Genomic DNA, 15,322 nt, shown 5'->3' on the forward strand with positions numbered 1-15,322 from the left:
TTCTCCTAGCTATAGCTGCAGTTACGCTTTTTCAATTTGACAAAGCGATGCTTTGGTTTCCTGCATTTGCGTCACAGGGTCATAACCGTAGGTCAATGCAGTGTTACATGATTCACCTAGTACGTAAGGTACTGTGCCTTCTGGGTAATTAGCCTCAAGACTCTCACCATGCATCTCACCAGCGAAGTGGTAAGGCATCCAAGTAACACCAGGCTTAACGCGTGGAGTAACCATTGCCTTAATCTTAATACGTCCGCCTTCAGCACCTTCTAACCACACTGTGTCGCCGTCACGAAGACCACGGTCAGCAGCATCAGCAGGGTTAATTTCAACAAACATTTCTTGTTGAAGCTCTGCAAGCCAAGGGTTAGAACGAGATTCTTCACCACCACCTTCATACTCAACCAGACGACCAGAAGTCAGTGCTAATGGGTACTTAGCGCTGTTGTCATTGTCTTGAATTGACTTGTAAAGTGTTGGTAGACGATGTACTTGCATATCTGCGTACGTTGGATACTTAGATACTAAGTCACGACGAGGCGTGTATAACGGCTCACGGTGAACAGGTACTTGGTCAGGGAATGTCCAAACAATACAACGAGCTTTAGCGTTACCGTAAGGGATACAGCCGTGCTTCATTGCAACGCGTTGGATACCACCTGAGATATCAGTTTTCCAGTTTTTGCCTTCTGCATGAACTTTTTCTTCAGCAGTTAGCTCGTCAAACCAGCCAAGCTGTTTAAGCATGTCTGCAGTGAACTCTGGGTAACCGTCAGTGATTTCAGCACCTTTAGAGAAGCTGCCTTCAGCTAACAAGTTCTTACCTTGGTATTCGGTACCGTAACGTGCACGGAAATTACCACCACCATCAAGAACATGCTTGCTTGTGTTATAAAGAATTTGAGTACCTGGATGCTTCTGCTCAGGAGTTCCCCAACAAGGCCAAGGTAAACCGTAAGTTTCGCCTTTAGCAGGTCCGCCAGCAGCTTCAAGTGTCTTGTTGCTGAACGTGCCCCAGTTTTGGGTGTGCTCTTTGATACGCTCAGGGCTTTGACCTGACATACCAATGGTCCACATACCGCGGTTAATTTCGCGAGTAATGTCTTCGATAACAAGCACGTCATTGGCATCTTTAGCGATACGCTTAGTGTACTCGTCTGCAAAACCAAGCTTTTGAGATAAACGGTACATAATCTCAAGGTCAGTTTTTGATTCAAATAATGGCTCAACAACTTTTTCACGCCACTGCTGACTACGACCAGAGTTAGATACTGAACCTTCAGTTTCGAACTGAGTACAAGCTGGTAGCAAGTAAACGCCGTTTTGACGACGATGCATTACACCAGCCATTGTTGGGAATGGATCCACAACAACTACAGTGTCCATCTTGTCTAGTGCGTCACGAACATCATCTTGACGCGTTTCAGTGTTAACTGATTGACCCCAGAAGAAGCCCATGCGTACACGGTCTTTTTGTGCTAATTTTTCAGGTGTTTCTAAAACACCGTCATGCCAGCGTGAACAAGGAATACCAGGAGTATTCATTGGTACGCGACCAAGGTATTCATTTTGGTCGAAACGGTTTTTCACCCAGTCTAGCTCGATGTCCCACACGTTTGTCCAGTGATCCCATGCGCCAGAAGTTAAGCCGTAGTAACCAGGTAAGTTATCGAATAACAAACCTAAATCAGTCGCGCCTTGAACGTTATCGTGACCACGGAAAATGTTAGTACCGCCACCAGAAACACCCATATTACCCAGTGCTAATTGAAGGATACAGTAAGCACGTGTATTCGCGTTACCTACGTGATGCTGAGTACCACCCATACACCAAACAACAGTACCTGGACGGTTATCTGCCATCATTTTCGCAGCTTGGTAAACTTCTTCTTCGCTACAACCAGTGATGTCTGCAACTTCTTTCGGTGGGAACTTCTTCACTTCTTCGAGAATTGATTCCATTTCGAAAACACGTTCTTTGATGAACGTTTTGTCTTCCCAACCGTTTTCAAAGATGTGCCAAAGCATACCGTAGATGAAAGGGATATCCGTACCTGGACGTAGTGCACAATGAAGATCAGAGTGTGCAGCAGTACGTGAGAAACGTGGGTCAACAACAATAATTTTTGCGTTGTTTTTCTCTTTAGCAATAAGGATATGCTGCATTGCAACTGGATGCGCTTCAGCCGGGTTTGCACCGATGAAGAAGATTGCATTTGCATTCTGGATATCATTGAAAGAGTTAGTTTGCGCACCGTAGCCCCAAGTGTTAGCAACACCGGCTACCGTGGTAGAGTGACAAATACGAGCAGAGTGATCGACGTTGTTCGTGCCCCACATTGCCGCAAATTTACGGTACATGTAGCAGCCTTCGTTCGAGAACTTAGCACTACCCATAAAGTAAACTGAATCAGGACCTGATTCTTCACGGATATCCATCATCTTGTCGCCGACTTCGTTGTAAGCCTGCTCCCAAGATAGTTTCTTCCACTTGCCGTCAACCAATTTCATTGGGTATTTAAGACGCTTTTCGCCATGACCATGTTCACGGATAGCAGCACCTTTTGCACAGTGACCACCAGCGTTAAATGGATGATCGAATGCAGGTTCTTGACCTGTCCACACACCATTTTGTACTTCAGCGTATAAACCACAACCAACAGCACATGCAGAACATACAGTACGTTTGATTTCAGTTGGTGCATCATGCGGTACATCATGCGCTTCAGCTCTACGCATCATACCAGTGCCCATTAATGAAGCAGCGGCGATACCACCTGTTGCAATACCTGCATTCTTCATAAATTGACGACGGTTAATACCGAGCGACTTTGATGCAGCTTTAGGTGCTGCGGTAGACTTGCGAGTTAACTTCATCGCTTATTTCTCCTGAATTAGCCGCGTAAGCTATCGTAGTAGCTACGAATATGCGCAGTTTCTTTGTAACCTTTAGCATTTTTGCTGCTAACGTTACTCTCGGTTGCTTGGGCCACACTCACACCTGAAACAGCAATTGCTGCAGTAGCAGCGCTACCTACGGTGATGGCTTTCAGCAAAGATCTGCGGTTCAGATCAGGCTGTTGCTTCTTCATCTTTACTCCCGGTTAAATCACACCAACTCATCGGTTGATGCCCTAATAGGCCTTCTCGATTCCTCAAAACCTGTTGTTAACAACAAGTTAATGAAAGTGAATCCAAAAGGTAAAAACACTTCTAAATGAATAATGTTAAAAATTTTACGCCGCTAATATATAGGGAGAGTGGTCGAAAAAAATTGATCTAGCACCAGTTCACATTCCAAAAAAAGCGATGGAATCAACAAAGCGTTAACTGGGTCATATTTTAGAAAGGTTTGCTTTTGAAATGAACAAATCTGCATCTTAATCCGCAAAGCTACATTTGTTAAAAACCTTAACATCTCATGCAGTTAGATAGTTGATAAGCTATCCTTGTTATTGAGAATCCTTATTATTCACTTATAGCATTTATGACTTAAAACTAACGGAGATAGTACTCTTAGCTATTAACGATGCCCAAGTAACGGCCTAAATAAATACTTATCGACTCATTAACAATCAAGTGACTTCTTACGCAAAATGATTCTACGAACAATGCTTAAATTGAGTGACAGTTAAAGGGGCAATTAAAGGGATAATGACAGAACCAAAAGACACACCAAAAGACAAACAATCAGCCCCAAAATCGAGGCACTTTGAATGACCTTCAAACTCGGGTTAGCTTGAAGTAATTTTTAAATGTAAGCTGGGAAATTAGACTGGTAGTTAGATAATACATAAACAACATTTTTCCATAGCGTCTTTACAAAAATAAAACCTCTACCAATAAAAACACCCCAACGAGATTAGCTCGGTTGAGGTGTTTTTCACTGCTTTAGCCTTATTGGCTTAGTTCAATTACTCTTGGTATTTCAAGGTACCGTTAGCTTTGATTTCATCGTACCAAAGATTGTGATGCTGGATTGCCCAGTTCTCATCACAATAACCTGAAACCATCGATTCCATACCACCTTCACTTAATGCTGTTGCCATCCAAATGTGTACTATCGTGAATGCAATTAAAATTGCAGCACTAACACCATGAACAAGTAACGCAAGCATTGAAGCTTCTCGCGGTAAATCTAAGCCAGGAAGCACTAACATCATGCCTGATACGCTGATAAATAGACCAAAGAATACTAAGGTCCAAAACCACATCTTTTCACCAGCATTGGCAAAGCCACTGTCTGGATGCTTTCCTTTGAATGGACCAAAGTTGATGTAACCACCGACCACAAGGAACCATTTTAAATCGTACATTTTAATGGTTTGTAGTGGCATCCATTTAACAATACATACCAACCAAGATACGATGAAAACAGGACCTGTCCAATCATGCACAAACTTACTGAAAGCAATGACCCCGGCCCAAATGCTGGCACTCACATAAGGTTGAATAGCAAATTTACCTAATATGATCATCAAACCCGTCAGCATTAAGATTAAACAAGCAATTGCCATAATCCAATGCAGTAAAATATCTGCTTTAGACCATCGTTCAACCATCTTGCCTGAAAAACCTTTGGTTAATTTTGCTGGGCCATTGACAAAATAGAACACTAAAAATGCACCAAATACACCTACAAGCGCTAACGCTACTGCAGGGGTAATATAGTCATCCCTAATAATTCTACCTTCATTGCCACCAACATTGATTAATACTCCAGGTTCAATGCCTTGTGCTGTAGTGCGACCAGTTTCACCGCCTTTTACAGCCCGCCATAATTCAGCTGGGTTATCTTTCGCTGCCTGCTGCTTACTTGATTGTTCATCTGCTGCTAAGGTTGTGGTTGAAAAACCCAACCCCATCACCAGAACCAACAGAGCAAACAAGCTACGCAGTGATTTGTTTAACTGTTTGTTTAACATTGTCACTCCTTGCTTGGTTACGGACAAAAGCCCGTAACCTTTTGCTCTGCCTAAACCATATCACCCGTTTTAGGGTCGTAACCCCAAATTGCATCCGGGTTACCACGTTTCGCCATACGTTCGCGGTAAATAGTCGATACGATATCTGCATCACCAGCTAACAATGCTTTGGTTGAACAAAGCTCTGCACACATAGGTAATTTACCTTCAGCAATACGGTTTGCACCATACTTCTGACGCTCGGCTTCTGAATGGTTCTCTTCTGGGCCACCGGCACAGAAAGTACACTTATCCATTTTGCCGCGACTGCCAAATGCTGTCTTTTTCGGGAACTGAGGTGCACCGAAAGGACAAGCATAGAAACAGTAACCACAACCGATACAAGTATCTTTATCATGCAGTACAATGCCGTCGTCGGTTTGATAAAAACAATCCGCCGGACAAACGGCCATACAAGGTGCATCTGTACAGTGCATACATGCAACTGAAATTGATGCTTCGCCTGGTTCACCATCATTGATAGTAACCACGCGACGACGTTGAATACCCCACTCTAGAGCGGAATCGTTTTCGTTCTTACAAGCTGTGACGCAACCGTTACACTCGATGCAGCGTTTTGTGTCACACAAAAATTTCATGACTGCCATAGTGGCTTATCTCCTCATCAAGTTAATTAGGCTTTGCTGATCTGACACAAGCTAGACTTCGTCTCTTGCATCTGAGTCACAACGTCATAACCATAGGTCATTACTGTATTGGCAGCTTCACCAATAACATAAGGAACCGTGCCTTCTGGGTAGTTTTTCTCTAGGCTCTTGCCTTCGAAAACACCTGCGAAGTGGTATGGCATGAAACATTCACCAGCAATGACTCGTGGAGTCACCATTGCTTTAACTGTGATTTTAGCGCCTTCTGGACTGTGAACGAATACGTCATCACCATCACGTAAGCCGCGATCTGCTGCATCAGCAGGGTTAATCTCAATAAACATTTCTTGCTGTAATTCTGCAAGCCATGGATTTGAGCGCGTTTCTTCACCACCACCTTCATACTCAACTAAACGACCCGTCGTTACTGCTAATGGGAAGTCTTTTGCAAAGTCTTTATCTTGAATAGACTTATACAGAGTAGGAAGACGTGCAACCATACGATCTTCGTAGGTTGGGTACTTAGACACTAAGTCACGACGAGGGGTATATAATGGCTCGCGATGGATTGGGATATCATCTGGGAAGTTCCAAACAATAACACGCGCTTTCGCGTTACCGTAAGGGATACAACCGTGATTAATCGCAACACGTTGGATACCACCAGAAATATCTGTTTTCCAGTTTTTCCCTTCAGCATGAACTTTTTCTTCAGCGGTTAAATCATCCCACCAGCCAAGCTGTTTAAGCATGTCTGCTGTAAATTCAGGATAACCGTCTTGAATTTCACTGCCTTTAGAGTAAGAACCTTCAGCAAGAATGTTGTTACCTTCATGCTCTACACCGTAACGTGCACGGAAGTTACCACCACCATACTTAACTTCACGTCCAGTACGGTACAGAATTTGTGTACCTGGATGTTTGTTTTCTGGTGTGCCCCAACAAGGCCAAGGTAAACCATAAGTCTCACCTTTAGCTGGACCACCTGGTGCTTCTAAGCTTTCAATATCGAAAGTGCCCCAGTTTTCTTGGTGCATTTTCAAACGCTCAGGGCTTTGGCCTGTGTAACCAATAGTCCACATACCTTTGTTGAACTCGCGCGTCATATCTTCGATTAATGGCTCATCGCCATTCACTTTAATATGCTTACAGAATTCAGCTTCGATGCCCCATTTTTTCGCCAGCTTGTACATAATAATGTGGTCAGCTTTTGACTCAAATAAAGGATCGATAACCTGTGTACGCCACTGTAGTGAACGGTTTGAAGCCGATACAGAACCGTAAGTTTCAAACTGTGTCGCTGCTGGCAGTAAATACACACCATCAGTACGTTCGTGCATGACACCTGCCATTGTTGGGAAAGGATCCACAACAACTACTGTGTCCATTTTGTTCAATGCTTCACGCACTTCACGGCCACGAGTTTCAGTGTTAACTGATTGACCCCAGAAGAATGACATACGGATGTTGTCGTTCTGAGCAATCTTAGATTTGTCTTCAAGCACACCATCATGCCAACGTGAACATGGGATACCCGTTGAAGTCATTGGGTCTTGGCCTAAATGTTGAGCTTGGTCGAAACGGCTTTTAACCCAATCGAAATCAAGATCCCATACATTACACCAATGCTTCCAAGAACCCGTTTTCAGACCGTAGTAACCAGGTAATGTATCGAACAATAAGCCAAAGTCAGTTGCACCTTGAACGTTATCATGACCACGGAAAATGTTAGTACCACCACCTTCAACACCCATGTTACCAAGGGCTAATTGGAGGATACAGTATGCACGAGTGTTCGCATTACCGACGTGATGCTGAGTACCACCCATACACCAAACCACAGTACCAGGCTTAGTCTCTGCGAGTAATTTAGCCACGCGATGCATTTGCTTTTCTGGTACACCAGCAACATTTTCAACTTCCGCAGGGTTCCACTTCTTCACTTCCTCACGGATACGTTCCATACCGTATACACGTTGGTCGATGAAAGTTTGGTCTTCCCAGCCGTTTTCAAAAATGTGCCACAACAAACCATAAATGTAAGGAATATCCGTACCAGGACGAATATGCACGAACTCGTCAGACTTAGCTGCAGTTCGGGTGAAACGAGGGTCGACTACGATAATTTTCGCGCCGCGCTCTTTACCTTCAAGGATGTGTTGCATTGAAACTGGGTGAGCTTCACAAGGGTTCGAACCGATAAACATCATCGCTTTCGATTTACGAATGTCATTAAATGAGTTCGTTTGCGCACCGTAACCCCAAGTGTTTGCAACACCGGCTACAGTGGTAGAGTGACAAATACGTGCAGAGTGGTCGACGTTGTTCGTGCCCCACATTGCCGCTAATTTGCGGTACATATAAGCTTGTTCGTTTGAGAATTTAGCACTACCCATGAAGAACACTGAATCAGGGCCTGACTCTTGACGAATGTCGAGGGCTTTTTGACCTACTTCTTCAATCGCTTGTTCCCAAGAAAGTTTCTTCCACTTTCCGCCTTCCAGCTTCATTGGGTACTTAAGACGTTTCTCACCATGGCCGTGCTCACGTAGTGCAGCACCTTTAGCACAGTGACCACCAGCGTTAAATGGGTGATCGAATGCTGGTTCTTGACCAGTCCACACACCATTTTGTACTTCAGCATAAATACCACAGCCCACTGAACAGTGAGAACAAATAGTACGTTTTACTTCAGTTGGTGCATCATGTGGTACGTCTTTAGCTTCTGCTTTACGCATCATTCCAGCACCAAGCATTGATGCAGCGGCGATACCACCTGTTGCGAATGTTGCTGACTTTAAAAATTGGCGACGATTCAGTCCAAGTGCAGGCTTATCTGCCACTTCAACTGTCTCTGTTTTGCGGGTTAATCGCATCACATATTCTCCTTAAATTACTTACTACGTAACGTGTCGTAGTAACTACGTACATGGCTTGTTTCTCTATAACCATCACTTTTACCCACAACTGGTGTGGCTTCTGGTGAGGCAGCTAGAGCTTGTCCGCTAACAGTAGCAACTGCGCCAGCGGCACTGCCGACAGCCAATGCTTTTAGCATTTGACGACGACCCATGTCGGAAGCTTGCTTCTTCATAGTCTCTCCTTAATAAACGCTTAAAATAAAAGGGTAAATACACCCTAGATTGAGTGGGAGTAACCTCCCGTTTCGGTCTATGCCACTGAATTTACATTCAGTGGCATAAATCTTTGTACCAACAACAATGTAGGCTAATTAAGATGCCAATTCATTGGTTGAAGGTTCAATTTTTTCTGCAGATTCTGATGCAGAAGCTTCTGCTTCACTGCCTGGGCAGTTCACAGGGATATCTAAGCTTAATTGCTCAAATTCATTTGCTTCTACTTCAAAAAATGCTTTAGCTAGTAATGCAACTGGAGCGTAAAATGCAGCACTAGGTGTTTTTTCTAATGTGTCACAAAAACGAGCTATCCAGCTGCCAATATGGCGTTGGTAAAACGCTAACTGACGGTAACCGGGTGCTTCTAAAATCAGAGTCCCCATCACTTCACATAATGCAGCAACATGATCTTCAGGCTCTTTCACTTCATCTTCGCGAGCAAAACCCAGTTGCAGTAGGTCTTGACGCAATAAAGCCAAAGGCTTATCCATCAATGAACCTGTCATAAACCAACTTGCATAAGGCAATACTTCGCCACGACCAACACCGTAAAAAATGTTGAAGTATTCTTCTTCGAGTTCTTTTTCGGTGTACTGAGTTGCAGCAACTTTCAATGCAGCCCAAGCCGCTGTCATGTCATTTTCTTCTTCAGCATCGATTTCAAGCTCAGCTAAAAAAGCTAGCAGTTCAGCACTTGGCTCACGGCGTAATAAGGCTGCTAATATTTGGTAAATATCTGCCCGTAGCTGATCGTTTTCTGAAATTTCTCTAACTAATTCGGTCATATCGGGTCTCTTATCGAAGTTGCTTCTCAGGGTCTTCAAGAATGTCTTCAAACATATCTTTTACGCGGCAATCACCACACATTTTTAAACGCTCAATGTTGGCGTTAAATGCTGAGTGACCTCCAATCATATCAATCATGCGATGAACCATTGATTGAGTTGCAAACGCTGTACCACAGCGAATACATTCAAATGGAGGTTCTTCTTTTAAGGTTTGGCGCTGTTGACGTGACGCTTGGTCTAAGTTGACTTGCGAAGTAATCGTAATCACATTCTCAGGACAAGAGCTTTCACATAAACCACACTGAACACAGTCTTGTTCAACAAAGTGTAGTGCAGGTTTATCACCGCCATCAGTCAATGCTTGAGTAGGGCAAGTCGCCACACAAGACATACATAAAGTACATTTGTCTTGATTAACTTCGACTTTACCGTAAGGCACATTGTGAATAGCAATACAGGTGTCACTTGCTGCAGCTTGTTGATTAAGATGATCAATAGCTGCATATAATGTTTCACGCTTGGTTGTTTGCGTGAAAGCTGCTGGCACAGTTAATGGCCAATCTAAACTTATAGCCAATTTGTCATTAAGTGACGCTAAGGTCTCTGTATCAATTAAACTAATACGTTGCGGCTGACCCATTTCATCTAAAATAGTATTCGCCAGCGACAATTCACCGTTCAACATTTGCGTCAATGTCGGTGCAGTTGCATCTGTATTTAAAATTAATACCTGACGTGCGCCCCAAGCTAACGCTGACATCCAATGATCAATACTGGCAACGGTAATTTCTTCCAACTCAACCGGAATAATGCCACCGACCAAATCTGCAGTAATTAATTCAGCACCAACGGCACTGTCATGGAATAAAATGACAGGTGCAGCTTGAGCTTGCTCAAGGTAGCGGCTAATTAACTTTTGAATGTAACTATGAAGTGCTTGTGGCGTTGGTAAATCAAATGCGATTGCACCAGTTGGGCAAGCATTGGTACAACTGCCAGCACCATGACAAAGGTATGGATCGATTTCAATTTTCTGCTCGATACTGCTAATCGCATCTGCTGGACAGAAATTCAAACAACGGTTACAGCCATTAACGCCATTACGGTTATGTGCACAGATATCACTGTTCACTTTCACATAGCGTGGCTTATCAAACTCACCAACAAGGTCTGGAATTTGCTCTAATGCATCAGCGAGTTTTTCAGCATCTTGGCCGACGTAAAAGTAACCCGGTGGCAGCATTTCAAGGTTTAAACATGGCTCCATGCTCAAATCTAAAACGATATCAAAATGCGGCTTACGGATGGCGACTAAGCTTAATTCAGCTGCTTTACTGTCTTGTCCGTCACTTTCTACTGTTACTTGGAATTGGCCTAAAAAGCCTTTAACAGAGATAAGTTTGTTGTAATAGCTTTCACTATTCACAGCAGCATTCATTACCGCTTCAAGATGCGCTTCATCTTGGCTAGTAATGGCTTCGTTAGCCAAAATTACGGTATTGGCCATAGTAGACAGTTTGTCTGCAGCTAATCGAGCCAAATCTTCTGGGCCGATGACTAACACATTGCCTTCAGTCGTATAACTGACTGTTGGTGGGATCAAGTTTTGGATCACTTGAGTCTGTGCTAATACCTGCTGGCGAACTTGTTGTAGTTCAAGCGGGGTTTGACTATTGCTCACATTGCGTTCCTGAACAGTTTTCAGCTGCTGGGAATACTTATTACGCTGTTCAATCCATTCATAATCAATGCGTCATCTACTCGCGTTAATTACATCAGCTAAAACAATAAGTAAAACACCTAACACGCCAAAATAGTGGACATAAAATTATTGCGTCGAACTAGACTTTTACTTGGCTTTGAAGCGGTTGTTCCACTTCCTGCGCCAGAATCAGATCATCATTCTGATTAATTAAGTCAGTCTCTGCGACTAATTCACTCTTCTCATTTATACCTTGTGGGGCATCAGCTGCATCACCAACTGTGTCATCTCCCTCACTGGCTAATAACTCTTCATCTTCAGCTGTTTCTTTCTCGTCTTTCATGACGTTTCGGAAAACTTTTTTGGCCAACTCAGCAGAGACTTCTGGGCTCAGTTTGGGTTGGTTGCTGTAATCTAAGGCATACTCAAGTAAGCCATCAATTTCGTTATACTGTGGTTGTTTCCATAACGCTTTTAACGCTGCCGATTTTGCCTCAGGAGAGACATTCGCTCCCATAAACGAAGCAAAACTACCGCCAACTTCGATTTTTTCTGGGTCAGGTAAATCTTCAGCTTCAAGTATCTTCTCAGGTTGGTCTGCTTCTGCCGACTCAGCTTGAGCATCATTACTTGGGATTTCTTCGTTATCAGCTTGCGCCTGTAAAGCTTGTGCTTGTTGCTCTTGTTGAGCTAACTCAGCAGTTTCTGCTTCAACTTGTTCGCGACGCTCTGTCCAGCGAGAGAAAAATCCTCTAGGTTTATCGCTCATTAATGACTCCGAAGGTGATCTGTACTTGGGCCTTGATCCTTGCGGCGATTAACGTGTTTACGTCGTTTAGCTGAAATTTCAACTTCTCCATGACGCGTGATAAATGCTTCAACCCAACATGCTAATGCTTCTGGCATCGGCATATTTAACACCGGAGTTTCTGACTCTAAGCAACCTGCAGCGACATTTTGGTCACATGAAATAACGGCAGGAACATAGGTTCCATCCGCTAGCTCATCACACACGATATAAAGCATGGTGTTGTCCATATCTAAATTGATACGGTAACTTCCGCGCTCATCTTTATGTAATTCAAATAACACTAACTTCGCGCCCTCGGGAGCTTCGTGAGTCGCAGGAAGCATTTGATCGACTTCCCACGTCACCGATGGCCACCGACCTATCATTTTCTCAACTTTCTTGAGTGATACGTACATAGGCCAAACATTTTCAGTGTGTTGCATAAAAGCTGTGCCCTTAAAAACATGAATCAACGAGGAATAAACAAAAGAATAATAAATACATAAACTTAATTAACAATTGCGTGACCTTTTCAAATACGAAATATGGCCTTATTCCTCTATATAGTCATTAATCTGCAATAATAGTGCCAAATAAAATCAAACCAAAAATTTGACCTAGATCTCTTAATCAACATTAAGAGTAGGACAATTTGTCCATATTGCTAATTTTACTAGGACATAAGGCTACGTTAATTAGCTGTTCCTGATTAACTTTTGTGTTAGATCACGCATTTACAATCTACTTGCTGTTACGGGAACAAAAGTTGCTATGCTGATACGCAGTTACTTTAATCACGATACTCATCTTAAAGCCGATGACGGCAATGGATGACACAGTCAGAGGCCTCAATATCAATGACGCAATCCAATACACGTGCTAAAGCCCCACTGAAACTCGTCAAAACTCAAGCAGAAGTGCCTTTAACCTTGCCAGTTAAAGCCATAAATGAATTAGGCGAGAGCATTGATAAATTTGTCGCCTGCGAGCGACCACTGACGGTTTACTTGAATTGGCAACCCATTGTGACCTTAATGACTTTGGGCGCTAAGCCTGAGTCTCTTGCCCTTGGCTATTTGAAAAACCAGGGGTTTGTGAATGATGCGAATTTACTCGAATCAATTATTGTCGATTGGGATGTCAATTCGGCAGCTATTCTGACGCAAGAACAAACCGCCGATTTAGATGCAAAGCTCTCTGAAAAAACAGTGACCTCAGGTTGTGGACAAGGCACGGTGTATGGCGGTTTCATGCAAGGGTTAGATGATATCAACTTACCGACACCAGAACTCAAGCAATCTACCTTGTATAGCTTGCTAAAAAATATCAACGCTTATAACGAGACCTATAAGAATGCTGGCGCGGTACATGGTTGCGGTATTTGTAAAGACGATACCATTCAGGCCTTTATTGAAGATGTCGGGCGTCATAATGCTGTTGATACTCTAGCGGGTGATATGTGGCTTGAAGGTGAGAACGGCAATGATAAGATCTTTTATACCACCGGTCGTTTAACCAGTGAGATGGTGATTAAGGTTGCCAAGATGGGGATTCCAGTATTGCTTTCTCGTAGTGGTGTAACCCAAATGGGACTTGAATTAGCACAAAAGATGGGCATTACCATTATTGCGCGAGCTAAAGGGCGCCACTTCTTGGTTTACCATGGCGCTGAAAACATTGAATTTGATGCTAATAAAGAGAAATAACATCATTTATTCACGCTGAGTCAAAAGTGTGTTTTAGCAAAAAAGTCTACTAAAAAATGGCTCCAAACAAGGAGCCATTTTTATTGCATATTTCTAAATTTTGCCCATTGAAACCGCTGCGCTTTGGTTAAAAAGCTCCATGCCAATACTCGAGTAATCTTATTTCCCTGTTGCATTTCAATGGTTTTGACACTATCTGCTGATAGTTTCTCTAACAAGGCATAACACGGCTTAAGGTTTTCTGATTTAGACACTAACGAACTAAACCACAAGCACTGTGAAGCAAACTGCTGACTTTCAGTAATCATATTGGCTAAAAACTGCTGCTCACCACCTTCACACCATAACTCGGCTTTTTGGCCACCGAAGTTCAAACCACTTGCTGCATTATCTGGTTTTTTAGTGGTTAAAGTTCCAGATGCAGCACTTTTAGCTGTCCCCTTCTTTGCTCTGTTAGCAGCTAAATTGGCGTTTTTCTTTGCACTACCTTGGCTTGCCTCTTCGAGAGAGCGATGAAAAGGCGGATTACACAATGTGATATCAAAGCGTTCATTCTCAGCAATGATACCGCTAAAAATGTGATTGGGGTTATGTTGCTGACGTAAAGAAAGCTTTCTTTTAATCGCTTGATTTTTATCAGCAATACTAGCAACATTGGCAATCGATATAGGATCAATATCACTGGCAACAAATTGCCAACCGTATGACTGAATCCCAAGTAATGGGTAAATACCGTTCGCGCCAGTACCAATATCTAACGCAATGACTTTCTGACCTTTCGGCACTTTGCCTTTGTCACTTAATAAGTCCGCAATGTAGTGTAAGTAATCAACTCTACCTGGAACAGGTGGGCATAAAAAGCCTTGGGGAATATCCCAATGCTCAATCTGATAATCAGTTTTTAGGATTGCCGCATTTAATGTTTTAACTGCTTGAGGATCAGAAAAATCGATTGATAAGTTGCCATAAGGATTAGGCTTAACAAAGTGGGACAATTTGGGACACCCTGAAATAAGCTCTTCAAAATCATAACCTTGTTTATGCTTATTACGAGGGTGTAAGGTCTTTGATATCGGTTTAGCGACTTTAACCTTCGACGATTGAGAAGATTTATTCACCTTTTGAGTTTGCTTGGCACTTTTCGTATTGAGATTAGATTTACGTGCAGTGCCTTTGCTTGATGCTTTGTCTGCTGATGTCGATTGATTTTTATGTTTCATTAATCGTATAAGTACTTAGTAAACAATAAATTAACGACTATTTGTTGCCCAGTTTCTTCTTCTAGAAGCCTATTAACGGTTTCGTAGCACTCACGTCGAATATCTTCACGGCCCGTTAATGATTTCACTTTGTCTTCCGCTTGGTTACCTAATACCTCAACAATTGCTGAGCGTAACAATGGATCATGATGCTCAATAAGCAAAAGGTGATCAGGATCTTTTACCATCAATTCTACACTGATTTTAACGAAGCCTAACTTCTTACGATTTGAAATGTAATTCGTCACTATGTCAGGTTCAAACCCATAATAAGCAAAGTTTTCTACCGTTTTTTCATCGGCACTATATACATTCATCGATAACATCATTGAAAGTAAAATTGCGTATACATACTTTGCCATAGTTAA

Annotated in this window: 13 protein-coding genes; 1 reads left to right on the forward strand and 12 read right to left on the reverse strand. The window is 42.8% G+C overall.

Features of this window, described 5'->3' with window-relative positions; all coding sequences use genetic code 11:
- Positions 1-21: 21 nt before the first annotated feature.
- From AB4153_RS08120 to AB4153_RS08165, 10 genes are all read right to left on the reverse strand, one after another.
- Positions 22-2,877, reverse strand: coding sequence for a molybdopterin-dependent oxidoreductase (locus tag AB4153_RS08120; RefSeq protein WP_102527590.1), 2,856 nt, complete (start codon positions 2,875-2,877; stop codon positions 22-24).
- Positions 2,878-2,894: 17 nt separating this feature from the next.
- Positions 2,895-3,092, reverse strand: coding sequence for a twin-arginine translocation signal domain-containing protein (locus tag AB4153_RS08125; RefSeq protein ID WP_102527589.1), 198 nt, complete (start codon positions 3,090-3,092; stop codon positions 2,895-2,897).
- 822 nt (positions 3,093-3,914) lie between these two features.
- A complete protein-coding gene (locus AB4153_RS08130; RefSeq protein ID WP_102527588.1) occupies positions 3,915-4,925 on the reverse strand; it encodes a formate dehydrogenase subunit gamma in 1,011 nt (336 codons plus the stop codon).
- A 50-nt stretch (positions 4,926-4,975) separates the two neighbouring features.
- Positions 4,976-5,572 (reverse strand): formate dehydrogenase FDH3 subunit beta, encoded by a 597-nt coding sequence (fdh3B, locus tag AB4153_RS08135; protein ID WP_102527587.1) that lies wholly within the window; start codon positions 5,570-5,572, stop codon positions 4,976-4,978.
- 26 nt (positions 5,573-5,598) lie between these two features.
- On the reverse strand, positions 5,599-8,448 hold the full coding sequence (locus AB4153_RS08140; protein WP_102527586.1) for a formate dehydrogenase subunit alpha: 2,850 nt from the start codon (positions 8,446-8,448) through the stop codon (positions 5,599-5,601).
- Between the two features lie 17 nt (positions 8,449-8,465).
- Positions 8,466-8,666, reverse strand: a complete 201-nt coding sequence (locus AB4153_RS08145) for a twin-arginine translocation signal domain-containing protein (RefSeq protein ID WP_102527585.1) — start codon at positions 8,664-8,666, stop codon at positions 8,466-8,468.
- 138 nt (positions 8,667-8,804) lie between these two features.
- Positions 8,805-9,494: a molecular chaperone gene (locus AB4153_RS08150; protein WP_102527584.1), complete on the reverse strand. Its 690-nt coding sequence runs from the start codon at positions 9,492-9,494 to the stop codon at positions 8,805-8,807.
- A gap of 10 nt (positions 9,495-9,504) precedes the next feature.
- Positions 9,505-11,178, reverse strand: a complete 1,674-nt coding sequence (locus AB4153_RS08155; RefSeq protein ID WP_371997003.1) for a 4Fe-4S binding protein — start codon at positions 11,176-11,178, stop codon at positions 9,505-9,507.
- A 160-nt stretch (positions 11,179-11,338) separates the two neighbouring features.
- Complete coding sequence (locus AB4153_RS08160) at positions 11,339-11,968, reverse strand: DUF3306 domain-containing protein (protein WP_371997004.1); 630 nt, start codon at positions 11,966-11,968, stop codon at positions 11,339-11,341.
- Positions 11,968-12,432: a DUF3305 domain-containing protein gene (locus tag AB4153_RS08165; protein WP_102527581.1), complete on the reverse strand. Its 465-nt coding sequence runs from the start codon at positions 12,430-12,432 to the stop codon at positions 11,968-11,970. Before AB4153_RS08165 ends, AB4153_RS08160 begins: the two co-directional genes overlap by 1 nt.
- A gap of 414 nt (positions 12,433-12,846) precedes the next feature.
- Here AB4153_RS08165 and AB4153_RS08170 point away from each other — a divergent pair, with 414 nt between their 5' ends.
- Entirely contained in the window at positions 12,847-13,695 is an 849-nt protein-coding gene (locus AB4153_RS08170; protein WP_229370273.1) for a formate dehydrogenase accessory sulfurtransferase FdhD, read from the forward strand.
- 80 nt (positions 13,696-13,775) lie between these two features.
- On the opposite strand, the gene rlmF is transcribed toward AB4153_RS08170, so the two are convergent.
- On the reverse strand, positions 13,776-14,915 hold the full coding sequence (gene rlmF, locus AB4153_RS08175; RefSeq protein ID WP_371997006.1) for a 23S rRNA (adenine(1618)-N(6))-methyltransferase RlmF: 1,140 nt from the start codon (positions 14,913-14,915) through the stop codon (positions 13,776-13,778).
- On the reverse strand, positions 14,915-15,316 hold the full coding sequence (locus tag AB4153_RS08180; protein WP_102527578.1) for a flagellar basal body-associated protein FliL: 402 nt from the start codon (positions 15,314-15,316) through the stop codon (positions 14,915-14,917). The genes rlmF and AB4153_RS08180 overlap by 1 nt, the downstream gene beginning before the upstream one ends.
- Positions 15,317-15,322: the final 6 nt, after the last annotated feature.

It is taken from the genome of Shewanella sp. 10N.286.52.E4, assembly GCF_041468785.1.
In the GTDB taxonomy this organism is placed as follows: Bacteria; Pseudomonadota; Gammaproteobacteria; order Enterobacterales; family Shewanellaceae; genus Shewanella; species Shewanella electrodiphila.

Bases quoted from the DNA above. Each gene is read 5' to 3' on its own strand.
- AB4153_RS08120 (WP_102527590.1), bottom strand. From the start codon at position 2,877: ATGAAGTTAACTCGCAAGTCTACCGCAGCACCTAAAGCTGCATCAAAG.
- AB4153_RS08125 (WP_102527589.1), bottom strand. From the start codon at position 3,092: ATGAAGAAGCAACAGCCTGATCTGAACCGCAGATCTTTGCTGAAAGCC.
- AB4153_RS08130 (WP_102527588.1), bottom strand. From the start codon at position 4,925: ATGTTAAACAAACAGTTAAACAAATCACTGCGTAGCTTGTTTGCTCTG.
- fdh3B (WP_102527587.1), bottom strand. From the start codon at position 5,572: ATGGCAGTCATGAAATTTTTGTGTGACACAAAACGCTGCATCGAGTGT.
- AB4153_RS08140 (WP_102527586.1), bottom strand. From the start codon at position 8,448: ATGCGATTAACCCGCAAAACAGAGACAGTTGAAGTGGCAGATAAGCCT.
- AB4153_RS08145 (WP_102527585.1), bottom strand. From the start codon at position 8,666: ATGAAGAAGCAAGCTTCCGACATGGGTCGTCGTCAAATGCTAAAAGCA.
- AB4153_RS08150 (WP_102527584.1), bottom strand. From the start codon at position 9,494: ATGACCGAATTAGTTAGAGAAATTTCAGAAAACGATCAGCTACGGGCA.
- AB4153_RS08160 (WP_371997004.1), bottom strand. From the start codon at position 11,968: ATGAGCGATAAACCTAGAGGATTTTTCTCTCGCTGGACAGAGCGTCGC.
- AB4153_RS08165 (WP_102527581.1), bottom strand. From the start codon at position 12,432: ATGCAACACACTGAAAATGTTTGGCCTATGTACGTATCACTCAAGAAA.
- AB4153_RS08170 (WP_229370273.1), top strand. From the start codon at position 12,847: ATGACGCAATCCAATACACGTGCTAAAGCCCCACTGAAACTCGTCAAA.
- rlmF (WP_371997006.1), bottom strand. From the start codon at position 14,915: ATGAAACATAAAAATCAATCGACATCAGCAGACAAAGCATCAAGCAAA.
- AB4153_RS08180 (WP_102527578.1), bottom strand. From the start codon at position 15,316: ATGGCAAAGTATGTATACGCAATTTTACTTTCAATGATGTTATCGATG.